This is a genomic window from Pseudoalteromonas citrea (assembly GCF_000238375.3).
GTDB lineage: Bacteria > Pseudomonadota > Gammaproteobacteria > Enterobacterales > Alteromonadaceae > Pseudoalteromonas > Pseudoalteromonas citrea.
Genome location: NZ_AHBZ03000023.1, coordinates 365,434 through 387,644 on the forward strand (window position 1 = coordinate 365,434; position 22,211 = coordinate 387,644).

Sequence of the window (22,211 nt, forward strand, 5' to 3'; positions counted from 1 at the left end):
CAGACATATTATTGACCCTCCACTGAATAGAACACTTTACCTTGTTTTGCCCACTCTCGGGTTTGTTCAGATACTTGGTAAATAGCACCTAGGTGCGCATATTTATCTGCCATAGCCACAAAGTTAGCCAGTCCAACTTGATCCAAGTAACGGAATGCACCGCCTCTAAATGGAGGGAAACCAATGCCGTAAATCAACGCCATATCTGCTTCTTGTGCTGAGGCAACCACCCCTTCTTGTAAGCATAACAGGACTTCATTTAGCATCGGCACCATACAGCGCTCAATGATGGTTTGTTTATCAAACTCTTGGCTTGACCCACAAATACTTGCCAATAACTCAAGGCTTGCTGCATCTTGAGATTTTTTCAGGCGGCCTTTTCTGTCTGGTGCGTATTGATAAAACCCGACTTTATTTTTCTGACCATAACGTTCTGCATTCGCTAATACAGCAACCGGATCTTTGTCTTGGCGTGCCATGCGTTCAGGGAACCCATCTGCCATTACACTAGTACAGTGATTAGCTGTATCAATACCTACTACATCGAGTAAGTAAGCGGGGCCCATAGGCCAACCAAATACGTTTTCCATTACTTTATCTATTTTACTAAAGTCAGCGCCTTCAACCACAAGTTGACTGAAGCCTGCAAAGTAAGGAAATAAAACTCGGTTAACAAAGAAGCCAGGGCAATCATTGACAACAATAGGAGATTTACCAAGCTTTAAGGCGTAATCAACCACTGCGTTAATGGTTGCATCAGAGGTTTTGCTACCGCGAATAATTTCAACCAATGGCATCTTTGGCACTGGATTGAAAAAGTGCATACCACAGAAATCTTCAGGACGTTTTAGCGCAGTTGCTAATTCATCAATACAAATTGTGGATGTATTTGACGTTAATATAGTGCCTTCTGGCAGCTGTTCTTCAAGGCCTGCTAGCACCGTCTGTTTTACCTTCGGGTGTTCTACGACTGCTTCAACCACAATATCCGAATTGGCTAAATCACGATCTTCAAGCGTTGGTTTTATTTTACCCAGTGTTGCGACCATTTTATCCATGGCCATATGACCACGTTTTACTTTTTTGCCAAGAATGGTGGCTGCTTCATTCATGCCTAAATCAAGCGCAGCTTGGTTGATGTCTTTCATGACAATCGGCGTGCCTTTATAAGCAGACTGATAAGCAATGCCTCCGCCCATAATGCCCGCACCAAGTACCGCTGCTTGTTTGATCTCAAGCTGTGATGCTTTAGCCTGCTTTTTAGCAACGCCTTTGATGTATTGGTCGGCTAAAAAAATACCGGTTTGTGCGGCAGCCTCTGCTGTTTTCGCAAGCTTGGCAAAATTGGCATTTTCAATGGCCATTGCTTCATCACGAGTGCTATTTGCGGCTGCTTTGATGGTTCTTACCGCCATAACTGGTGCTGGGTAGTGGCCTTTGGTTTTACCCATGACCATGCCTTCAGCCATCGCAAAGCTCATGCCTTGCTCTACTTTATTTAGCTTCAATGGTGAAAGTTTCACTTGGCGTTTTGTTTGCCAGTCGAGTTTACCTTCAACGGCTTGCTCTAATACGCGTACCGCCGCATCGAATAGTTTTTCTGGTGCAACAACCCCATCAACAGCCCCAACTTTAAGTGCATCGTTAGCGCGGTTTTCTTTACCTGTGGTGATCCAGGTCATGGCGTTGTCGGCACCAATAATTCTTGGTAAACGAACGGTGCCACCAAACCCTGGCATGATCCCAAGTTTGACTTCAGGTAAGCCTATTTTGGCTGAGGTACTGGCTAAGCGGTAGTCAGTAGCAAGTAACCACTCACACCCACCGCCAAGCGCTAAACCATTGATTGCTGATGCAGTAGGGAAAGGTAAATCTTCGATGGCATCAAATACGTCGGTTGCGTCTTTTATCCAGCCAATAAGTTCTTCTTCTGGGCGCTGGAAAGTCGGTAAAAATTCAAATATATCAGCACCAATGATGAAGTGATCTTTATCACTGGTGAATACCATCGCATCAATATCGTCACGTTGGCGTAATTCGGCAAATGCTTTAGCGCATTCTGATAGGGTTTGCTGAGACAGTTTATTAACCGAACCTGGCATACAAAACTTGAATTCAGCGATTTTGCCTTTGCAGAAATCAACAACAAAGGACTCACTCTTATATAACATGCTTGTTCTCCCGTGTGGTAACACTGGTACGATGAGTTGCTATTTCACCCAGTTTGGCCGCTTTAAATAAAAATTGCAATGAAAAATTTGTGCTGCATTTCTCATATTATTAAAAAGCATAAATTTTGATGCTATGGTGGGGGTGTTGATTTTATTCACCTTCAGTATAGATAAGGTAAGTCACTATGCTGAGGCGTTTTCTTAGATAACAACTGTAGTACACAATTGGTGTGGTGCATCCACACGTTACTTAAATAATTTGAATTAAGGTCACTATGAAAGCATGGATCTTAGGTGTTGCTGCTACCAGCATTGGGCTATTTAGCTGGTTTTCTTGTGCACAAGACACCCATAAAACATTTAAAGCGGCAGAGCGAGTCGCGTGGTCAGGGCAATATAATGCCTTTCAACACTCATTAAAAGCGCTAGATCACCCCCTCAAGCCGTATGTTGAAATGGCCTTTTATAAGCGCAATAGCAAACTAAAGTATCAAGCTGATATTGCCCATTATTTATCGGTATATGACGGGACTCCGTTAGAGTGGCCCGTGCGGTCAAGCTGGTTAAAGTATTTGAAAAAGCGTGGCAAAAAAGCACTATTCATAGAATATTACCAACCGACGAAAGACGCTGAATTACACTGTAGTTATTTGCAATATCAACTTGATTTGGGCGCACCTAAAAAAGCGATTTTAGATCAGGTAGCACCTTTATGGGTGGTGGGTAAATCTCAACCGCGTGCATGTAATGGTTTGTTTAAGCAGTGGCAGAGTGCCAACTATATGAGTGAGGCATTGGTGTGGCAACGGATCACCAAGGCGGCCCAGGGCGGGCAAACGTCTTTGTTACGCTACTTAAAAAAGCTGCTGCCTAAGAATCAAGCTTATTTGGCTGATTTATATACCAAGGTACGGCAAGACCCGAGCGCGTCTGCAGGTTTATATCGTTATAAAAACCGCTCAGCTAAAGAAGCTGAAATTGCGGTGTATGGGGTGCGTCGTTTAATTTGGCGTGATCAGAAATTGGCGCTTCGAGCATGGGACAAGTTACAAACCATGTTTGCTTTTACACAAGCACAAAAAGACAGTGTGGCTTACAGGTTTGCTTTGGCGCTAGCATCAAAAGGGCACCCTCAGGCTAAATTTTGGCTTAATAAAGTTCCGCCAGCACAACAAGATAGTAAGTTAAAGCAATGGATGATGAGCAATATGCTCAAAGAGCAAGATTGGGCTGGGATCACTGCGCTATTTGCCCCCATGAATGATTTAAGTAATGGACAAACCTATTGGTTGGCATACAGCCATGCTCGTCGGGGCGATATGGGTCAAGCTCGGGAGTTGTGGCAAAGTATTGCAATAAAGCGAGATTACTATGGCTTTTTAGCCGCCGGACGGCTTGGTTTACCTGTGTCACTGAATACCAAGTCGCTAGATGTACCGCCTTCATTATTAGAAAAAGTATCACAAGCACCGGGTTTTAAACGTGCTAAAGCGTTGTATGAGATGAAACGATATACGCAAGCGCGCAGAGAGTGGAACTATTTAACCAATACCTCGAGTACAGCAGAAAAGCTGGCTGCCTCTATGTTAGCGGCTGACTTACAGTGGTACGACAGTACGATATTTACGCTTGCTGAAATTAAGGCATGGGATTATGTTGATTTGCGTTTTCCGATGGCCTACGAGGAATTATTCACGCGCTACAGTAAGAAAAACCATATTGATATGGCGTGGAGTATTGCGGTTGCACGTCGTGAAAGCTCTTTTGCACCAGATGCAAGGTCACACGCCAACGCGTATGGATTAATGCAGTTGTTACCAAGCACCGCACGGTATGTGAGTAAACAGCGAGTGTCGAAGAAAAAGCTCTTTCAGCCAGTTACGAACATTCGGTTAGGGACTGATTATTTAGAGTATTTGAAAAAGAAAAATCAGGGGAATGAAATCCTGGCGACCGCGTCATACAATGCAGGTTACCACCGCATTAAAAAGTGGTTGCCTGATGAAGCCATACCTGCGGAGCTGTGGATTGAATTGATCCCCTATAAAGAAACCCGTGATTACGTTAAAAATGTCTTTGCGTATCGCCAAGTTTACCATACTAAAATGGGTCGCGATGGCAATGTATTGGCACCAATTTTGGATATGAAAATTGGTGGGTGAGCTGAGTCTGGTGTTATCACTGAGTCAATCTAGCGACTTCGCTGGATTGGCTTTCAGCGCTTATGATAGACTGGATTTATTGGTAGATTAAACTTAATGGGTACACCATGGAACAACTAGCACAATATTATGCTGAGCATATTGCAACGTTACAGCAACGCACAAAAACCATCGTAGAACGTGAAGGGCTTGAAGGGCTTGTGATCCACTCAGGTCAGGCTAAACGTCAATTCTTAGATGATATGTATTACCCGTTCAAGGTAAACCCACAGTTTAAGGCATGGCTGCCAGTGATTGATAATCCGCATTGCTGGTTAGTGGTAAATGGCACAGACAAGCCTAAGTTAATATTTTATCGCCCGGTTGATTTTTGGCATAAAGTGCCGGATGAGCCAAGTGATTTTTGGGCTGATTATTTTGATATCCAATTATTATTAAAACCAGATCAAGTTGAAAAGTTTCTGCCTTACGATAAAGCGGGATATGGTTACATTGGTGAGTACTTAGAAGTAGCGCAAGCCCTTGGTTTTACACAAATGAATCCAGAGCCGGTGATGAACTACTTACACTTTCATCGTGCCTATAAAACACAGTATGAGTTAGTGTGTTTACGTGAAGCAAACCGCTTGGCTGTGCTTGGTCATACTGCTGCGCGTGATGCATTTTATGCTGGTGCGTCAGAGTTTGGCATTCAACAAGCTTATTTGAATGCCACATCACATATGGAAAATGATACGCCTTATGGCAATATTGTGGCCTTAAATGACAACTGTGCAATTTTGCATTATACGCATTTTGATCGTCAGGCACCGGCACAACATCGTTCATTTTTAATTGATGCGGGTGCAAACTTTCATGGCTATGCGTCTGATATCACCCGTACTTATGATTTTGCGAAACAAGGTCAGTTTGCCGATTTAGTGTCTGTTATGAATGAGCATCAGATTGCGTTAGGTAAGGCATTGCAACCTGGTAAACTGTATGGCGAACTACATATTGATTGCCATAACCGTGTAGCACAAGTGTTAGCTGATTTTAATATCGTAAAGCTACCAGCAGAAGAGATTGTTGCTAAAGGGATCACGTCAACGTTCTTCCCACATGGCTTAGGTCACCATTTAGGTTTGCAAGTACATGACATGGGTGGGTTTATGGCTGATGAGTCTGGTACACATCAAGATCCGCCAGAAGGGCACCCATTCTTACGTTGTACGCGCCGTATTGAAGCGGGACAAGTATTTACCATTGAACCTGGGCTGTATTTCATTGATTCATTGCTCGGTGATTTAGCTGAAACGGACAATAAGCAGTATATCAATTGGGATAAAGTGGCTGAGTTTAAGCCTTACGGTGGTATTCGAATAGAAGATAACATCATTGTGCATGATGATAGGCTTGAGAATATGACACGAGATTTGAACTTAGACTAAGACACGATGAGTTTGAACTAAAATGAGGGAGCGTGATGCTCCCTTTTGTTTTTAAGGTACACAATATTTGTATGTCAGAATATTACATTCCGAGTGAAACCCTAAAATTTCATGAAGAAATTAAAAAGAGCACGTTTATCGTGCATATTGCCCATACCCCAACACTTGATGATGCTAAAGCCTTCATAAAAAAAATAAATGAGGATTACCCTGACGCACGCCATAACTGTTGGGCGCATGTGGCAGGGCAACCCGGGGGGAGTCATGTTTATGGGTTTTCTGATGATGGCGAACCAAACGGCACGGCAGGCAAGCCCATGTTAAATGTACTCACTGGATCCGGGCTCGGTGAGATAACGGCGGTTACAACACGTTATTTTGGCGGCATAAAGTTAGGCACCGGCGGGTTGGTGCGTGCGTATGGCGGCTCATTAAATAACGCCTTGGCACAACTCCAAACGAGCTTAAAAATTCCCGCGCTGACACTCGCGGGTGTGTCTGATTATGCTTTGCAAGGAGTGATTGAGCAGTATTTACACTCACACTTTACGATTTTATCTATTGAGAAAGACTATGGGGCTGTGGTGAGTTGGCAAATTAGTCTTGATCACCGTCAAGCACAACAGGCTCGGCAAGAAATTTTTGATTTAAGTAACGGTGTGGTTGAGTTAACCATCAAAGAATAAGACAATTGGTGCTAAATTAGTCTTAATAACCATAAAAAGCGAAAAGCAGCATGCAATTTCGTACCATCATTAAAATTCTCGGCCAACTGGTGGCATTATTTAGTATTACTATGGTACCGCCAGCATTGGTGTCATTGATCTATAAAGACGGTGGTGGTGTACCATTCGTTTTGGCTTTCGTATTTAGCATTGTGATCGGGATGCTTGCTTATTATCCCAACCGTAAAGAAAAAGGAGACTTGAAAGCCAGAGAAGGCTTTTTAATTGTGGTGCTGTTCTGGTTGGTACTGGGGTCTTTTGCATCGGTGCCGTTGATATTTTTACAAACCCCAAGCCTCTCTCTTGCCGATGCCGTGTTTGAAGCCTTTTCGGGTTTGACTACCACAGGTGCCACGGTGCTGACTGGTATTGAGCATTTACCTAAGTCAGTTTTATTCTACCGTCAGCAATTACAATGGCTTGGTGGTATGGGGATCATCGTACTTGCCGTTGCGGTATTACCCATGCTCGGTGTGGGTGGTATGCAGTTGTATCGTGCTGAAACACCCGGGCCCGTTAAAGACTCTAAAATGACCCCGCGTATTGCAGATACCGCCAAGCACCTTTGGTATATTTATGTGTCGCTGACGGTAGCGTGTACGGTGTCGTATTGGGCTGCAGGTATGGGCTGGTTTGATGCCATTTGTCATGCTTTCTCAACCATCGCCATTGGTGGCTTCTCGACTTACGATGCGTCGATGGGGCACTTTGACAGCCCGCTTATAAACATTATTTGTGTGGTGTTTTTGATCATTGCGGCGGTGAATTTTTCATTACATTATGCGGCTGTGTCGAGCCGAAATGTACGCGTCTATTTGCGAGACCCAGAGTTTAAAGTCTTTTTATTCATTCAATTGGCATTGGTGGTACTGTGCTTTGCTGTTTTGTCTTCAAATCAAGTGTATCCAAATGGTGATGAAACCTTAGATCAGGCGCTATTCCAAGCGGTGTCTATTAGTACCACAGCAGGTTTTGCAACAGACAACTTTTCTGCGTGGCCATTGTTTTTGCCCATTTTACTTATTTTTTCTAGCTTTATTGGGGGCTGTGCTGGCTCAACGGGCGGTGGCATGAAGGTCGTGCGGGTTTTCTTACTTTATTTACAAGGAGTGAGAGAGCTTAACCGTTTGGTACATCCACGTGCTATTTACTCTATTAAATTAGGTCGTAAAGCATTACCAGATAAAGTTGTTGAAGCAGTATGGGGATTCTTTTCGGCTTACGCGCTCGTCTTTGTGATTATCATGCTTGCGTTATTAGGCACGGGTATGGATAACATTACTGCCTTTTCGGCAACCGCAGCATGTTTAAATAACTTGGGTCCTGGGCTGGGAGAAGTGGCTGCGCATTATGGTGATATTACTGATACGGCCAAGTGGATACTTACAATCGCGATGGTATTTGGTCGTTTAGAAATATTTACCCTGTTAGTGTTATTTACTCCGACTTTTTGGCGCGGTTAAATATCCGTTCTTTTGGTGCCTCTGGGTCAGAGGCACCGCTTCTGTTTCATTTTTTATTATCTTCTTAGCCCGTTCATATCTTCGTCACTTAATCGACCTAATCTATAGTCTGTATAGTGGTTCACCATTTTAAATTACGGCCTAAGCGCCGTGGTTACTGAGCGTATAATCCTCTCTAATTTATTGTTTTTACGGTGGGCTCACTGAATAGGCTGGCTTGCAATTACAGGCATATAGGTTTTTAATTGACAATTACATAAGCAAGTTTGTACTTGTTATTTATGACGGCATAGTCCCGTCCAATAATTACATTATTAAGGTTTAGTGATGTTAAAGACCAGTGCCGCAGGAAGCGGACACCATCTTGCGCAGATCCCTGCAGGGAGCGTAATTGATATTGAAGTGGTTATGCCTGCAGGCTCAAAGCGTTTAAAAACGGAATATATTGGCCAACTTGATGGGCAGTTCTTAGTATTGAAGCACCCTAGCTCCAAACGCCTCGGTGCTGCAATTGATCATGTTAAAGAAGGGTGTACGGTGATCGTTCGAGCGCTCTTAGAGCATGGTGAAGGTCAGGTTATTGCTTTTAAAACCTCAATTCAATCGATAACCTCTCACCCAGCTCGGCTTATTTTTTTAACGCCGCCAGCTCAAGTACAAACTTATTGTTTACGCGCGCAAACTCGCGTACCGACGCTTATTCCTGCGGTTATTAATTTAGCTGATCACTCCTGCGTGGGCGTGATTAAGGATATTTCTTTATCTGGCCTACAGTTTGATATTCATCATGAAGACAGTAATGATACTGCGAGTATGAAAGAGCAGGACTGCAAGGTCCTACTAGAAGGTAAAAACAATCAGCAAATTACGTTGTCGGGGTCGATTTGCAGCTTGCACCCGCAAGATGATACCGTTGCGCTGGGTATTCGGTTGACTGATGAACAGCATGTGATGGAAAATATTCTGAAAGAGTATTTAATTGATTTATCAATACTGCACGAAGAAAGTTCGTAACGTGCAGATCACAGTGCGCTATACAAATAGCGCACTGACTTGGAATAGCTTCTCAACAACACTTATCTGGCGCTTGTCGATTAAAAACATAATGACGTGATCCCCTGACATAATCACCGTATCGTCATGGGCTATCAGCACATCGTCATCTCTAACAATCGCACCAATGGTAGTTCCTACAGGGAGTTTTATTTCTCTGATAGCACGACCGACAACTTTGGAGGTGGTTTCATCGCCATGTGCCACCGCTTCAATGGCTTCAGCAGCACCTTTTCGCAATGAATACACGTTAACAATATCGCCACGGCGTACGTGTGTGAGCAGGGCTGAAATGGTGGCCTGCTGCGGAGAAATAGCAATATCAATTTCTCCACCTTGCACAAGGTCGACGTAAGCACCACGTTGAATAAGCACCATGGTTTTTTGTGCCCCCATGCGCTTTGCAAGCATGGCTGCCATGATGTTCGCTTCATCGTCATTGGTGACAGCAATAAACGCATCGACTTGTTCAATATGCTCTTCCGAGAGCAATTCTTGATCAGAGGCGTCACCACAAAACACCACAGTATTATCAAGCATTTCAGATAATTGAGCAGCACGAGTATGGTTTCTTTCAATGAGCTTAACGCTATGATTTTTTTCCAGTGAACGCGCCAGTCCGGCACCAATATTACCACCGCCCGCAATCATGATTTTACGATAAGACTGTTCAAGTTTTTGCAGCTCATTCATAACGGCACGAATGTGTTTTGTTGCCGCGATGAAGAAGATTTCGTCATCGGCTTCAATAACAGTAGTACCGAGTGGTTTAATGGCTTTGCCTTGACGGTAAATTGCCGCAACACGGGTATCGACGTTCGGAATATGCTCTTTAAGTGCTGAAAGTGCGTAGCCAACCAATAGCCCACCGTAATAGGCTTTTACCGCCACCAATGACAGCATGCCTTCAGCAAACTGTAATACTTGTAGAGCTCCGGGGTAATCAATGAGGCGACGAATATACTTGGTTACCAATTGCTCTGGTGCAATATAGTGATCTACTGGTAAGTCGTCATTGTGAAATAGCTTTTCACGGTATTTTAAGTATTGCTCAGAACGGATCCGAGCAATCTTAGTCGGCGTATTAAAAATACTATAAGCAACCTGACAAGCAACCATGTTCACTTCATCTGAACTGGTTACTGCGATGATCATATCAGCGTCTTCTGCGCCCGCTTGACGCAAAATATCGGGGTGCGCACTATGACCTGTGACACCTTGCAAGTCGTATTTATCTTGTAGCTCACGCAATCTGTTACCGTCGATATCTACGACGGTGATTTCATTTTGTTCACCCACGAGGTTCTCTGCGAGTGTGCCACCAACTTGTCCGGCCCCTAAGATAATGATCTTCATATTGGTTTACTTATAATTATTGTTGTTTAGTTAGCTTGGCATAGTAAAAGCCATCACTGAGGCCTGGTAACAATTGCAAACCAGGGTGTTCAGGCGTGTCATTGTCATGAAGCGGGTGATGGATTGCATCGCTATTATTGGCTAAAAACTTAGCGACTTGCTGGGTATTTTCTTCTGGTAATACCGAGCAGGTTGCATAAATTAATGTGCCACCCGGCTTGAGTAGCGGCCAAATATTGTTGAGTATCGATGCTTGTAATGTCGCAAGGTCGTCAATGTCTGTTTTGCGACGTAACCATTTAATATCTGGGTGACGGCGGATCACGCCTGTCGCAGAACATGGCACATCTAACAAAATACGATCATAAGGGGTGTTATCCCACCATGTGTCAGGGGTTGAAGCGTCGGCGTGAATACACTCTGCACGTAACCCGATGCGCTTTAAGTTTTGTTCTACTCTTTCTAGACGTTGGTCGTCAGCATCTAATGCGTGTACCTGTGCATCAGCTAACTCAAGAATATGACATGTTTTTCCACCTGGTGCGGCACAGGCGTCTAAAATAAGTTCATCTGCTTGTGGCTCTAGAAGTCTTGCGGCCATTTGTGCGGCAGCGTCTTGTACCGAACAAGCGCCTTCTCTGAATCCAGGTAAGGTGAACACATCACAAGGCTTATCAAGTAAAATACCATCAGGGTAAGCAGACTCTACACTGTGCTCTATGCCATCTTCATCAAGCATTTCACTATATTCAGCGGTGGTATAATGATGCTGATTGACACGCAGCCACATTGGCGCTTGCTGTTGGTTCTCATGTAAAATATCTTGCCATGTATCTGGGTACGCAGCTTGGAGTTTTTTAATAAACCACCCAGGGTGATTAAATTGGCATACTGGAATTAAATTGGCACTGGCTTCTAACTCTTCCTGCTGACGCTGAAAGGTACGTAGAATTGCATTGATCAACCCTTTTAAGCCTGGTGCTCGCATTGATTCTACAGCAGCAACCGTCTCTGCTACTGCGGCATGCTCTGGCACCCGCATATATTGTAATTGATACATACCCACATATAGAACAAATTGATAAACACGTCTTTTCCCTTTTAGAGGTTGTTCTAAAAGTTGCTGGCAGTAGTGCTCGAGCGTAGGTAAGTAGCGCAATACACCGTAACAGATCTGCTGTAACAGTGCTTTGTCTTTGCCATGTACTTTGTTTGCCGCTAAAGGTAATTGAGTATTAAGTGATTGGCCTTTATCAACAACTTGGTAAAGTACTTCTGCCGCTAGTGCGCGTACGTTCGCCATTATTGACCTACCTTAGTACCGGCGGTAACCCACTCAGCACGACCATTTAGAAAATCTTGCGCTGACATCGGTTTTTTACCTTGTGGTTGCAACTGAGTGATAGCTAACGCGTGTTCGCCACATGCGATAACAACGCCATGCTTATCGCTACGCAGTACTGTTCCTGCTTCACCTTGTTCATCTATGACGGTTGCTTGCCAAATTTTGACGGTTTGCGCTTGCATAGAAGTAAAGCAGACGGGCCACGGATTAAACGCACGAATATTTCGTTCAATTTGTGTGGCGGGCATAGTCCAATCAATATCAGCTTCTTCTTTACTAAGCTTTTTAGCATAGTTAGCTAAATCATCATTTTGCTTTTCAGGCTGAGCAGTATTTGTCACCAATAAATCAAGAGTGTCTAATAAAGCCGAGGGGCCTAACTCAGCTAATTTATCATAAAGGCTCGCACTGGTATCTTGTGCGGTGATTGGGCAAGTTGCAATATGCAGCATATCGCCGGTGTCTAACCCTTCATCCATTTGCATAATTGTCACGCCAGTTTCAGCATCGCCTGCCCATAAAGCACGTTGAATCGGTGCAGCACCGCGCCAGCGCGGTAAAATTGAACCATGTACATTTAAGCAACCAAGCTTAGGTGTATCTAATACAGCTTTAGGCAGTAATAAACCATATGCGACAACAATCATCACATCGGCATTTAATGAGGCCAATTCCGCTTGAGCCTCATCAGACTTAAATGTGTCTGGTTGAAAAACGGGTAAATCATGTTCAAGTGCCAATGTTTTTACTTCACTGGCTTTTAATTTTTTTCCGCGGCCAGCTGGGCGGTCAGGCATGCTATAAACACCCACAACATCATGTTGAGAGTTAATAAGGGCACTTAAGTGGCGCGCAGCAAAATCGGGCGTACCGGCAAAAACGATGCGTAGTGGTGAGGTCACTGAATTATCCAATGCAAAAATGATTAATATGAATTAAGCGCGAGAAGCAAGCTTGGCTTCTTTTTCTAGCTTTTTACGAATACGCTGGCGCTTTAGTGGCGACAAATAATCGATGAAGAGTTTGCCAAGCAAATGGTCGAGTTCATGCTGTGTACAAATCGCCAATAGCCCGTCAGCTTCATACTGAAACTCCTTGCCATTTTCATCTAGCGCTTTTACTTTAACGCTTTCGGCACGATCGACTTTTGCATAAGAGTAGGGGACCGATAAACAGCCTTCTTCACTAACTGTAGAGCCTTCTTTTTCAATGATTTCAGGATTGATCAATACCATTGCTTCGTTGCGCTCTTCAGAGACGTCAATCACAACAATACGTTGATGAATATTAACTTGCGTGGCGGCTAAGCCAATGCCATTTTCGTCATACATGGTTTCTTTCATGTCGTTTATTATCTGACGAATTTCATCATTTACATCGGTGACTGGTTGCGCCACAGTGCGCAAGCGTTCATCTGGAAATCTAAGTACTTCTAACTTTGCCATGGTTACCTTTTACAGTTGAGCAAAAAATGCGATATTGTATGTTCTTATTTTAGCCATTCACGTTCCCCTTTAACAGGTTTTGGTTGATAATATCTAAAAATAACTCAAGGAAGCCGTAATGAAATACCCAATTGCTGCGCTACTACTGGCCATGAGTGCCTCTTTCTCTGTTTTGGCAGAGTCGTTAGATTTGAAAAATAATGCACCTGCACAGTACACGGTAAAAAAAGGTGACACATTATGGGATATTTCTAACCTATATTTAAAAACACCTTGGGAATGGCGTCAGTTATGGCAGTGGAATCCTCAAGTGAGCAACCCAGATAAAATTTATCCGGGGGATGTTCTGGTGTTGAAGTATGATCAACAAGGTCGGCCTATATTAGTGCTTGATAAAGGCATTAAAAAGTTATCACCTAGTGGGCGTGTTGTAGTACAAAAAAATACAGCAATCCCAACACTGCCGTTAGCAATGATTGCGCCTTTTTTAGAATATGAGCAAGCACTCGACAAAGATGCTTTGCAACAAAGCCCGATGGTACTGGGCGCAAGTCACAATGTAAAAATGACGACATTAGGACATACTCTATATATAAAAGGTAATTTAACTCAGGCTGCAAGCTATGGAATTTATCGACAAGGAGAGCCGTATATAGACCCCGCGACTGGTGAAACACTGGCTTATGAAACGCGACTGGTGGGTGCGGGTCGAGTTACTCGTGCAGGAAATCTTGACCAGGGTACCCCATCCTCTGTTGAAGTTGAGATGATCAAGCAAGAAATAAAGTCCGGTGATGTACTTTTGCCTATCTCCCAAGGTCAAAGTTATACAGTGCAATTCAATATGGAGCGGCCAGAAAAAATCAGTGAAGGTACTATTATTGCGAGTACCAATAAATTAAGAGAGTTTGGCACAACGGCGGTAGTTGTTCTTAATTTAGGGAGTAAATCACAGTTAAAAGAAGGGTATATCCTTGATATTATGAAGCAATCACCTACAGTTATCGAAGGTGATTATGGTCCTCGTTATGTGGAAGATGCCAATAGTTTAGAAAAGTTTATGAAGGATGTAAGAGAGCTTTTTGGTAAAGATAACACAGAGAATAGCGTCGTTTGGACTATGCCCAAGGAGAAGGCAGGTGAACTGATGGTCTTTAAGGTATATGACAACATTAGTTACGCCATGGTGATGAAATCAATACGACCGATTCGAGTGGGAGATACTGTTAGCGCAGATTAAACTCGAATGCTCTAAGGAGGGAGCATGTCGCAACTATCATTAAAGCGCTGTTTGGCGCTTTATCTATGTAAAGGCTTAGGCTTGGCCAGCATTAAAGTTTTAATGGAACAAGTCGATTTGAATACGTTGTTTGATGCAACGGCCAAAGAGCTAAAAGTATTAGGCCTAAATGATTCTATTATTGAGCAGCTCACTCAGGTTGATTGGCATTATATTGATGATGTTCTTCAACGCTGTACTGACTTATCGCTCACTATCGTGTCATATTTCGATAATCGCTATCCTTTGTCATTAAAACAGATATCTACAGCCCCGCTTTTATTGTTTTGCAAAGGGAATATAGAGTTACTGAGACGCCCTCAAATTGCGATTGTCGGTAGCCGCAGCGCAACACCCACTGGATTAGAAATAGCCTCTGAATTTGCTTATCAATTAACACAATCGGGTTTGGTTGTGACATCGGGATTAGCACGCGGTATTGATGGTGCTGCACACAAAGGAGTACTGGCTAATTCAGGAGAGACCATTGCGGTCCTGGGTACCGGGGCTGATGTCATTTACCCAAAGCGTCACCATTTACTGTACCAGCAAATAGTTGAACGAGGCTTGATTGTAAGTGAGTTTTTACCAGGAACACTGGCTAACGCGAATAATTTTCCGCGTAGAAACCGGATTATATCTGGATTGGCATTAGGGGTGCTACTGGTCGAAGCTGAGATTAAAAGCGGATCGTTGATCACCGCGCGGTATGCGCTAGAGCAAGATAGAGAGGTATTTGCTATCCCAGGTTCGATAAAAAACCCACTATCACAAGGCTGTCATTTCTTGTTGAAACAAGGAGCGAAGCTTACAGAACATGTGAGTGATATTCTTGAAGAAGTGAGCTTTTTGTCTGAAAACAGTCTATATAGTATAGAGAGTGTAATAGAAAAAGAGGTACCAAAAGAGACGTGTCCGATACTGAAAAACCTTGGCTTCGAGGTAACCAGCGTAGATACCTTGACGCAAAGAACACAATGGCCAGTTGAACAAGTCGTCGCGCGATTACTGGACTTAGAACTTGAAGATAAAGTAGAGCGTGTATTGAACGGCTATATCAAATTAGCGAGGGGCTAGTTATGTTTGATATTTTAATGTACTTATTTGAAAACTATATCCACAGCGAAGCGGATATTTTTGTTGAACAAAACGAGTTAACTGACGAGTTGTTACGGGCAGGGTTTAATCAAGACGAAATATACAAAGCACTGGATTGGTTAGAGCAACTGGCTGATTTACAACATAGTGATGAAATCCCATATTTGAATGCTACTGCAGATCAAGCTATTCGTATTTACACTGAAAAAGAATGTCAAATGTTAGACATCGAGTGTCGAGGGTTCATTATGTTTGTAGAGCAGGTCGGTGTGATTGACAGTGTGACACGAGAAATGATCATTGATAGGTTGTTTGCGCTTGAGAAAGCATACATTGGGCTGGATGATTTAAAATGGGTGATTCTAATGGTGCTGTTTAATGTACCAGGTAAAGAACACGCTTATGCGCAAATGGAGGACCTCATTTTTGATGAGCCGACGGAGTATTTGCATTAATCTCGATGGGCTTAGGGTGCTTAATGGATATAACTTCTTGACCTAAAATGTCATGGAGTTATATTAGGCGCAAATATGTGCAGCCTCGGTAGATACTATGACCAAAATTGACTCTTCATTATTCAATGCCTCACAGCATGCATTAAGTAAAGAACATGAAGCGTGCCCTGAGTGTGGTTCTGAATTAGTCATGAAGCATAGTAAGAATGGCCCTTTCTTAGGCTGCATAAGTTATCCTGCTTGTGAACACATTACACCGCTAGTTCAACACGACAATCATGATATCAAGGTTCTAGATGAGTCGCCTTGCCCCAAGTGTGGAAACCCTTTAGTGATCCGTAACGGTCGTTATGGCATGTTTATCGGATGTACAGGATATCCGCAATGTGACTATATTGTGCATGAAGAACAAGAAGAGCAACCCGCAGAAGTTGGCTGTCCTAAGTGTAAAAAAGGCCAATTAGCGAAACGTAAAAACAAATTTGGTAAGTTCTTTTATTCTTGCGACTGCTACCCGAAATGTAAATATAGTTTGAATCAGCAGCCGGTTGCACATACTTGTCCAGAGTGCGGTTGGGGCGTGATGTTAGAAAAGCAAAGGGCAGGAAAAGCTGTGTTACAATGTCCACAAAAATCCTGCCAGCACAAAATAGAGAAACCGCAGTGAGTAATACACCTGAAAATGCCACATCAACTGAGCCTGCCAGTGCAGTTCATGCTCTACAGCAAGGCCAAGTGATATGTTATCCAACTGAAGCCGTATTTGGTCTAGGTTGTGACCCCGATAATCAGCACGCTGTTGAAGCATTATTAGCCATTAAGCAAAGAGATGTTGCTAAGGGGCTTATCTTAATAGCTGATAATTACAGCCAATGCCTGCCTTACGTTGATGATACGCAAATTCCTATGGATAAACGCGCAGATATATTCTCTTCTTGGCCTGGTGGTGTGACGTGGGTATTACCAGCAAAACCGAGCACGCCTAAATGGTTAACCGGAGCACACAGTACGATTGCGGTACGAGTGACGGCTCATCCAACCGTAAAAGCGCTATGTCAGCAATTTGGTAAGCCGTTGGTGTCAACCAGTGCAAACTTATCAGGCCAAGAACCTGTGGCAAGTTTAGACGAAGCAAAACGGGTCTTTATGACGCAAGTCGGTTTTTATGTTGATGCACCGTTAGGTGGAGCAAGTGCACCGAGTCAAATAAAGCATGCACTGACCGGTGCGGTATTGAGAGGGAACCAATAGTTTATGGCCAATGTTAATTTAGAGACGGTAAAGGCTTTTTTATTGTCATTACAAGACCACATTTGTGCAGGCTTAGAGCAAGCGGATGGACAAGCTACATTTGTGGAAGATCAGTGGCAACGTGAAGAAGGCGGTGGCGGAAGAACACGGGTCATTCGTGATGGTGCGGTAATAGAACAAGGTGGGGTCAATTACTCTCATGTGTTTGGTAAATCAATGCCAGCATCTGCCACTGCGCACAGGCCTGAATTGGCTGGTAGAAGCTTTCATGCATGTGGGGTGTCTTTGGTTATTCACCCAAAAAATCCACATATACCGACCAGTCATGCCAACGTACGATTTTTTATCGCTGAAAAGGAAGGCGAAGCACCGATTTGGTGGTTTGGTGGAGGATTTGACTTAACGCCATTTTACCCGGTGCTGGAGGACGTGGAGCATTGGCATCAAGTTGCAAAAGATTTATGCCAACCGTTTGGTGACACGATTTATGATGATTATAAAAAATGGTGTGATGATTATTTTTATTTAAAGCACCGCCAAGAAACTCGTGGTGTAGGTGGCCTATTTTTTGATGATTTAAATAAATGGGGCTTCGATAAAAGCTTTGCCTTTATGCAGGCTGTCGGGAATGGTTTTTTAGATGCGTATGTGCCATTGATTGAACGTCGTAAAGAGACACCGTATGGCGATCATGAACGCCAATTCCAGTTGTATCGTCGTGGTCGTTATGTTGAGTTTAACTTAGTCTGGGATAGAGGTACTTTATTCGGTTTGCAAACCGGGGGCCGTACAGAATCTATTTTAATGTCTATGCCACCGTTAGCGCGCTGGGAGTATAACTTTACGCCGGAACCAGGCAGTGCTGAGTTTGCGTTGTACGATCACTACCTAAAACCCCAAGATTGGTTGGGTCAGCAAAACTAAACTCAATTATACCAAGAGATAAAAAAGGCACCAGTGATGGTGCCTTTTTGCTTAACATAGATCAGAACTGAGTTAATCGAGCTTGAAACTTCGAACTTGCTCATCCAATGAACGAGCGAGATTTAGCAGCTCTTCACTGACATTTTTACTGGCATGCGCATCAACCAATGACTGTTCAGCATTATCGCGAATAGCCACTACACTTTGGTTTATCTCTTCAGCGGCTAAGTTTTGCTGCTCTGTAGCATCTGCAATTTGTACGTTTAAATCATTAATTTCATGCATCTGTGCAGAGATATCTTTAAGCGCCTGCGCAACCTGTTTCACTTGTTGTGCACGTTCGTCAGCTTCCTCACAGGATGCATTCATTGCTTGTACAGTCTGTGTGGCTTCACTTTGTAATTTTTCGATGGTGCGTTTTATTTCATCAGTCGAGTCATGAGTACGAGTCGCAAGGGTTCTGACCTCATCGGCCACTACGGCAAATCCGCGGCCTGCTTCACCAGCTCGTGCAGCTTCAATCGCAGCATTGAGCGCAAGCAGGTTGGTTTGCTCAGCAATACTGCTGATCACTTCTAACACTTTACCAACCTCCAGTGTTTGTGACTGTAACTGACTTACTTGTTCACTCGCTTGGCGCACATCCATCGCAAGTTGATTAATACTGTGTTCTGTATGGTTGGCGATTGCCATGCTTTGTTCTGCAAGGTGATTACTGCTCTCTGATTTTTCTGAGGCAAAGTGTGTGGTATTTTTTACTTCACTCGATGAACTTTCGAGTTCATTAATGGCAGCTGCCACTGAATCAGTACCTTGTTTTTGCTCCAAGATAGCGCGCTCGGTGGTATCGGCGGAGGTATAAATAGTTTCAGCCGATTGGATGAGGATTTTAGCCGAGTGTGAAACTTGTGCAATATTGTCAGTAAACGACGCCATCATTTTATTAAAGTTGTTGGCTAAGCGGCCCAATTCATCATCTACCGTATCGTTAATACGCAGGCTTAAATCTTTATGTTGGGTTGCTAGGCGCATGGTTTTACCAAGATTTTTTAATCTAACAATGAAGAGCTTTCTAAATAAACCACCCAGAATGATAAAGGTAAACAAGAAAATACTTGAGAGCAAACCGGTACTGAGCAGGGTGTTTTGATGAACCGTGCTGTCTATTTCTGTTAAGGAGTAACTGATACGGACCACGCCTAGCACATCGCCCTCCTTGGCCTGATGGCAGCCAAGGCAATTTGTGCCTTTGTAATCACTACTTGCGACCATCGGTTTCAAATAAGTCATGATCCGGTCATCGTTTCGTTGCTCGATAACTAATGTTTCAACGCCCTTTAGCGCAGCAATTTCAGCATCATTCGCTGGAGACTGATTTGTATTTCCCGGTCCATACAGTTTATTGACCTGTGTAGAGCGGATAATATGGGCATCTTCAATATTGGGGTGATCGCGCAATTTGTTACTGAGTATCTCTCGATTTGCCATGGTGCCTGTAAGCATCATGGTATTTATGGAGTCGAAATAATTATCTGCTAATAAACGAATATTGCTTTCAACAGTATCTTGAGCAAGGGTTTGTTGCTGGTGGCTATTACTTAATATACTTGCGATTAGGACCAAAAGGCCGGTAATTGCTAGTAAAGCATAAATTTTATGTTGAATAGATTTCACACGCACCGCTCATTCGATCGAAACAGAGGGGTATTATGCGTGTTTTTATCCGAACTAAATTTGACTTAGCGCAATAAGCATTGCGCTAATTTACAGATTAATAATATGTTTAGTGTTGATTGATCATATGGCTTGCTAGTTGATCAAGCGAGTTACGCAACCCTTCACGTAATAGAGGGTTATCTATTTCCATATCTAAACTTTTATTCATGCAGTACATCCATTGATCTTTGAGTGCCGTATCAATAGGGAAGGGCATATGCCTTTGACGTAATCTTGGGTGACCATATTTCTCAGCAAACAAATCTGGCCCGCCTAACCAACCAGAAAGAAACTCAAAAAATACCAGCCTGATCCTATCTAAGGGTTGCGGGTGCATATCATAAAGCGATTTGGCGTAAGGGTCTGATGCCATTATGTCGTAAAAACGATTGGCTAAAGCGCGTGCGCCTTGTTCACCACCAATGATTTCATAAGGGGTTTTCTCTGGTGTTGGAGCGGTTTGCGCTGCAACTTTACTTGCATCTTTATCAAAGATGCGTTTAATTAACTGCTTCATGATTGTTGCTAACTTCTAGGCTAAAAATAAATGGATAAATACGCGGTGTTTGGGCACCCCATAAAACATTCGAAATCACCGGCTATTCATCAGCAATTTGCAAAGCAATGTGGTGATACGCTGAGTTATGAAGCGATTTTAGCACCATTAGACGGCTTTCAATCAAGTGTTGAAGCATTTTTTTCTAGCGGAGGGTGTGGCGCTAATATAACCTTGCCCTTTAAAGAGCAGGCTTATGCGTTAGCTGATACGCTCACACAGCGGGCGAAATTAGCCGGCGCTGTAAATACGTTCAAACGCTTAGAGGATGGCCGATTGTTGGGCGACAATACCGATGGCGCTGGGTTAGTTAAAGACTTAATTGACCAAGGCGCACAGCTTAATGGCGCTCGGTTATTATTGTTGGGTGCGGGTGGCGCGGCACGAGGCTGTATTTACCCTTTACTTTGCGCGGGTGTAAAGGAAATAGTAATTGCCAATCGCTCTGTTGAGAAAGCCTCTATTTTAGCCAAAGAGTTTCACTCTTATGGCGCCGTTAGTAGTTATGCACTTGATGACATTCCGAATGAGCGCTTTGACATCGTGATTAACAGCACATCGTTGAGTGTGTCAGGGCAAGTGCCAAACATCGATGCTCACCTGATTGCGCAGTGTCAATTTGCGTACGATATGTTTTATGCTGATGAGACTACGAGCTTTTTAAAGTGGGTATCGCAATATAATGCGCAGTGTAAGTTAGTTGATGGTCTAGGGATGTTGGTCGGGCAAGCGGCTGAGGCCTACCTGTTATGGCGAGATACACTGCCAGATACAGAAATAGTGTACCAAGTGATGAGAGAAGCGAGTTAATAATGAATCAAGGTGTTTTGTTTAATGATCAAATAGAGTTTGATGTGGTGTCATGTACGCTAACGTTTAATGCGATGGTCTCCGGTATGATAGTACCTTGCATTATTACTACACCTATAAATGAGCAAAGTAAGGCATTGGCCCATTTTGCTCAGCATCAATTTGACTATGAAATTCAAGCTGAGCAACTAATCGAGGATGAAGCGTATCAACTCGATGGCAGTATTAAATTAGCTTTCTTGTAAGTATTCATTTTTAAGTTGTACATAGTTTTGTGCTGATACGTTTAAAAAGGCAAGTTCCTCAGGGTTCAACGGTCGAGCTTGCTTTACAGGGCTACCAACATAGAGAAAGCCTGCTTCTAGGGTTTTGTTTGGTGGCACTAATGAACCTCCACCAATGATCACGTCATCTTCTACGGTGACATTATCCATAACAATTGCACCCATCCCCACCAGAATTCTATTTCCTAATGTGCATCCGTGTAACATAACTTTATGACCAACGGTGACGTCATCACCAATGATTAACGGGTAGCCACTTGGGTTATTGGTTGTTGCGCGGGTTAAATGTAATACCGAACCATCTTGTACGTTAGTTCTTTCACCTATCTTTATATAGTTAACATCACCCCTTGCGGCAACAAGAGGCCAAACACTGCTGTCTTTACCAATCGTGATGTTACCAACGAGTACTGCTGACTCATCTATATAAGTAGATTCATGAAGAGTGGGTGTGATCCCTTTATAGCTTCTTAGCATTTTAATGCCCCAGTTTGAGAGAGTATTCTAATGGGGTTAGTGTAAAACTAACTGCGTTGTTAGGCCACCGGTGATTTAAACAGCGTATATCGTGCATAAAAGTAGCAAAAATGAAGCTTTCGATGTAATTTTGCTCGAACACGTTATTTTTATCACTTTTCTTCAAATAAACGCTTGCGCTTTTTCTGCATCTCCCTATAATGCGACCCCA

The 22,211-nt window shown here is 43.3% G+C and carries 21 protein-coding genes; 13 read left to right on the forward strand and 8 right to left on the reverse strand.

All coding sequences use genetic code 11. The features are described from left to right. Nucleotides 1-8: 8 nt before the first annotated feature. Nucleotides 9-2,171: a fatty acid oxidation complex subunit alpha FadB gene (gene fadB, locus PCIT_RS17520; protein WP_010366291.1), complete on the reverse strand. Its 2,163-nt coding sequence runs from the start codon at nt 2,169-2,171 to the stop codon at nt 9-11. A 275-nt stretch (nt 2,172-2,446) separates the two neighbouring features. Here fadB and PCIT_RS17525 point away from each other — a divergent pair, with 275 nt between their 5' ends. The 5 genes from PCIT_RS17525 to PCIT_RS17545 all read left to right on the forward strand — a co-directional run bounded on the left by PCIT_RS17525 (nt 2,447) and on the right by PCIT_RS17545 (nt 8,965). Then, entirely contained in the window at nt 2,447-4,333 is a 1,887-nt protein-coding gene (locus PCIT_RS17525) for a transglycosylase SLT domain-containing protein (protein ID WP_010366293.1), read from the forward strand. Between the two features lie 107 nt (nt 4,334-4,440). Beyond that, entirely contained in the window at nt 4,441-5,763 is a 1,323-nt protein-coding gene (pepQ, locus tag PCIT_RS17530) for a Xaa-Pro dipeptidase (protein WP_010366295.1), read from the forward strand. Nucleotides 5,764-5,834: 71 nt separating this feature from the next. After that, nucleotides 5,835-6,449, forward strand: a complete 615-nt coding sequence (locus PCIT_RS17535) for a YigZ family protein (RefSeq protein ID WP_040698371.1) — start codon at nt 5,835-5,837, stop codon at nt 6,447-6,449. 50 nt (nt 6,450-6,499) lie between these two features. Further along, entirely contained in the window at nt 6,500-7,951 is a 1,452-nt protein-coding gene (locus PCIT_RS17540) for a TrkH family potassium uptake protein (RefSeq protein WP_010366299.1), read from the forward strand. A 327-nt stretch (nt 7,952-8,278) separates the two neighbouring features. Further along, a complete protein-coding gene (locus PCIT_RS17545) occupies nt 8,279-8,965 on the forward strand; it encodes a flagellar brake protein (protein ID WP_010366301.1) in 687 nt (228 codons plus the stop codon). A gap of 18 nt (nt 8,966-8,983) precedes the next feature. Here PCIT_RS17545 and trkA read toward each other — a convergent pair whose 3' ends face one another. Genes trkA through def form a run of 4 tightly spaced genes read right to left on the reverse strand, consistent with a single transcriptional unit; the run spans nt 8,984 to nt 13,150 of the window. Beyond that, nucleotides 8,984-10,360: a Trk system potassium transporter TrkA gene (trkA, locus tag PCIT_RS17550; RefSeq protein WP_010366303.1), complete on the reverse strand. Its 1,377-nt coding sequence runs from the start codon at nt 10,358-10,360 to the stop codon at nt 8,984-8,986. A 16-nt stretch (nt 10,361-10,376) separates the two neighbouring features. Next, nucleotides 10,377-11,663 carry a 16S rRNA (cytosine(967)-C(5))-methyltransferase RsmB gene (rsmB, locus tag PCIT_RS17555; RefSeq protein WP_010366305.1) on the reverse strand — a complete coding sequence of 429 codons (1,287 nt, stop codon included), beginning with the start codon at nt 11,661-11,663 and terminating at the stop codon, nt 10,377-10,379. Beyond that, complete coding sequence (gene fmt, locus PCIT_RS17560) at nt 11,663-12,607, reverse strand: methionyl-tRNA formyltransferase (RefSeq protein WP_010366307.1); 945 nt, start codon at nt 12,605-12,607, stop codon at nt 11,663-11,665. Before fmt ends, rsmB begins: the two co-directional genes overlap by 1 nt. Nucleotides 12,608-12,640: 33 nt before the next feature. After that, nucleotides 12,641-13,150: a peptide deformylase gene (gene def, locus PCIT_RS17565; protein WP_010366309.1), complete on the reverse strand. Its 510-nt coding sequence runs from the start codon at nt 13,148-13,150 to the stop codon at nt 12,641-12,643. 118 nt (nt 13,151-13,268) lie between these two features. On the opposite strand from def, the gene PCIT_RS17570 reads away from it, so the two are divergent. From PCIT_RS17570 to hemF, 6 genes are all read left to right on the forward strand, one after another. Continuing rightward, nucleotides 13,269-14,390: a LysM peptidoglycan-binding domain-containing protein gene (locus PCIT_RS17570; RefSeq protein WP_010366311.1), complete on the forward strand. Its 1,122-nt coding sequence runs from the start codon at nt 13,269-13,271 to the stop codon at nt 14,388-14,390. A gap of 24 nt (nt 14,391-14,414) precedes the next feature. Next, a complete protein-coding gene (gene dprA / locus PCIT_RS17575) occupies nt 14,415-15,506 on the forward strand; it encodes a DNA-processing protein DprA (RefSeq protein ID WP_010366314.1) in 1,092 nt (363 codons plus the stop codon). 2 nt (nt 15,507-15,508) lie between these two features. After that, nucleotides 15,509-15,982 (forward strand): DUF494 family protein, encoded by a 474-nt coding sequence (locus PCIT_RS17580; protein WP_010366316.1) that lies wholly within the window; start codon nt 15,509-15,511, stop codon nt 15,980-15,982. Nucleotides 15,983-16,079: 97 nt separating this feature from the next. Next, nucleotides 16,080-16,649, forward strand: a complete 570-nt coding sequence (locus tag PCIT_RS17585) for a DNA topoisomerase family protein (protein WP_010366318.1) — start codon at nt 16,080-16,082, stop codon at nt 16,647-16,649. Beyond that, a complete protein-coding gene (gene tsaC, locus PCIT_RS17590) occupies nt 16,604-17,233 on the forward strand; it encodes an L-threonylcarbamoyladenylate synthase type 1 TsaC (RefSeq protein ID WP_084622709.1) in 630 nt (209 codons plus the stop codon). Before PCIT_RS17585 ends, tsaC begins: the two co-directional genes overlap by 46 nt. A gap of 3 nt (nt 17,234-17,236) precedes the next feature. Beyond that, the gene (gene hemF / locus PCIT_RS17595) at nt 17,237-18,157 is read left to right on the forward strand and encodes an oxygen-dependent coproporphyrinogen oxidase (RefSeq protein WP_010366323.1); all 921 of its coding nucleotides are present in this window, start codon (nt 17,237-17,239) and stop codon (nt 18,155-18,157) included. A 72-nt stretch (nt 18,158-18,229) separates the two neighbouring features. Here hemF and PCIT_RS17600 read toward each other — a convergent pair whose 3' ends face one another. Together PCIT_RS17600 and PCIT_RS17605 are read right to left on the reverse strand one after the other, a co-directional pair. After that, nucleotides 18,230-19,837 (reverse strand): methyl-accepting chemotaxis protein, encoded by a 1,608-nt coding sequence (locus tag PCIT_RS17600; protein ID WP_040698359.1) that lies wholly within the window; start codon nt 19,835-19,837, stop codon nt 18,230-18,232. A gap of 103 nt (nt 19,838-19,940) precedes the next feature. After that, nucleotides 19,941-20,390 (reverse strand): group II truncated hemoglobin, encoded by a 450-nt coding sequence (locus tag PCIT_RS17605; protein WP_010366327.1) that lies wholly within the window; start codon nt 20,388-20,390, stop codon nt 19,941-19,943. Between the two features lie 30 nt (nt 20,391-20,420). Here PCIT_RS17605 and aroE point away from each other — a divergent pair, with 30 nt between their 5' ends. Together aroE and PCIT_RS17615 are read left to right on the forward strand one after the other, a co-directional pair. Further along, nucleotides 20,421-21,239, forward strand: coding sequence for a shikimate dehydrogenase (gene aroE / locus PCIT_RS17610; RefSeq protein ID WP_010366328.1), 819 nt, complete (start codon nt 20,421-20,423; stop codon nt 21,237-21,239). Nucleotides 21,240-21,241: 2 nt separating this feature from the next. After that, on the forward strand, nt 21,242-21,484 hold the full coding sequence (locus PCIT_RS17615; protein ID WP_010366330.1) for a DUF1488 family protein: 243 nt from the start codon (nt 21,242-21,244) through the stop codon (nt 21,482-21,484). Here PCIT_RS17615 and PCIT_RS17620 read toward each other — a convergent pair. Continuing rightward, entirely contained in the window at nt 21,470-22,000 is a 531-nt protein-coding gene (locus PCIT_RS17620; protein ID WP_010366332.1) for a gamma carbonic anhydrase family protein, read from the reverse strand. The two genes, PCIT_RS17615 and PCIT_RS17620, sit on opposite strands and share 15 nt — an antisense overlap. Nucleotides 22,001-22,211 lie beyond the last annotated feature (211 nt).

What these genes read in the sequence shown, in the direction of transcription:
- fadB (WP_010366291.1), bottom strand. Translation starts at nt 2,171, where the DNA reads ATGTTATATAAGAGTGAGTCCTTTGTTGTTGATTTCTGCAAAGGCAAA.
- PCIT_RS17525 (WP_010366293.1), top strand. Translation starts at nt 2,447, where the DNA reads ATGAAAGCATGGATCTTAGGTGTTGCTGCTACCAGCATTGGGCTATTT.
- pepQ (WP_010366295.1), top strand. Translation starts at nt 4,441, where the DNA reads ATGGAACAACTAGCACAATATTATGCTGAGCATATTGCAACGTTACAG.
- PCIT_RS17535 (WP_040698371.1), top strand. Translation starts at nt 5,835, where the DNA reads ATGTCAGAATATTACATTCCGAGTGAAACCCTAAAATTTCATGAAGAA.
- PCIT_RS17540 (WP_010366299.1), top strand. Translation starts at nt 6,500, where the DNA reads ATGCAATTTCGTACCATCATTAAAATTCTCGGCCAACTGGTGGCATTA.
- PCIT_RS17545 (WP_010366301.1), top strand. Translation starts at nt 8,279, where the DNA reads ATGTTAAAGACCAGTGCCGCAGGAAGCGGACACCATCTTGCGCAGATC.
- trkA (WP_010366303.1), bottom strand. Translation starts at nt 10,360, where the DNA reads ATGAAGATCATTATCTTAGGGGCCGGACAAGTTGGTGGCACACTCGCA.
- rsmB (WP_010366305.1), bottom strand. Translation starts at nt 11,663, where the DNA reads ATGGCGAACGTACGCGCACTAGCGGCAGAAGTACTTTACCAAGTTGTT.
- def (WP_010366309.1), bottom strand. Translation starts at nt 13,150, where the DNA reads ATGGCAAAGTTAGAAGTACTTAGATTTCCAGATGAACGCTTGCGCACT.
- PCIT_RS17570 (WP_010366311.1), top strand. Translation starts at nt 13,269, where the DNA reads ATGAAATACCCAATTGCTGCGCTACTACTGGCCATGAGTGCCTCTTTC.
- dprA (WP_010366314.1), top strand. Translation starts at nt 14,415, where the DNA reads ATGTCGCAACTATCATTAAAGCGCTGTTTGGCGCTTTATCTATGTAAA.
- PCIT_RS17580 (WP_010366316.1), top strand. Translation starts at nt 15,509, where the DNA reads ATGTTTGATATTTTAATGTACTTATTTGAAAACTATATCCACAGCGAA.
- PCIT_RS17585 (WP_010366318.1), top strand. Translation starts at nt 16,080, where the DNA reads ATGACCAAAATTGACTCTTCATTATTCAATGCCTCACAGCATGCATTA.
- tsaC (WP_084622709.1), top strand. Translation starts at nt 16,604, where the DNA reads ATGTCCACAAAAATCCTGCCAGCACAAAATAGAGAAACCGCAGTGAGT.
- hemF (WP_010366323.1), top strand. Translation starts at nt 17,237, where the DNA reads ATGGCCAATGTTAATTTAGAGACGGTAAAGGCTTTTTTATTGTCATTA.
- PCIT_RS17605 (WP_010366327.1), bottom strand. Translation starts at nt 20,390, where the DNA reads ATGAAGCAGTTAATTAAACGCATCTTTGATAAAGATGCAAGTAAAGTT.
- aroE (WP_010366328.1), top strand. Translation starts at nt 20,421, where the DNA reads ATGGATAAATACGCGGTGTTTGGGCACCCCATAAAACATTCGAAATCA.
- PCIT_RS17615 (WP_010366330.1), top strand. Translation starts at nt 21,242, where the DNA reads ATGAATCAAGGTGTTTTGTTTAATGATCAAATAGAGTTTGATGTGGTG.
- PCIT_RS17620 (WP_010366332.1), bottom strand. Translation starts at nt 22,000, where the DNA reads ATGCTAAGAAGCTATAAAGGGATCACACCCACTCTTCATGAATCTACT.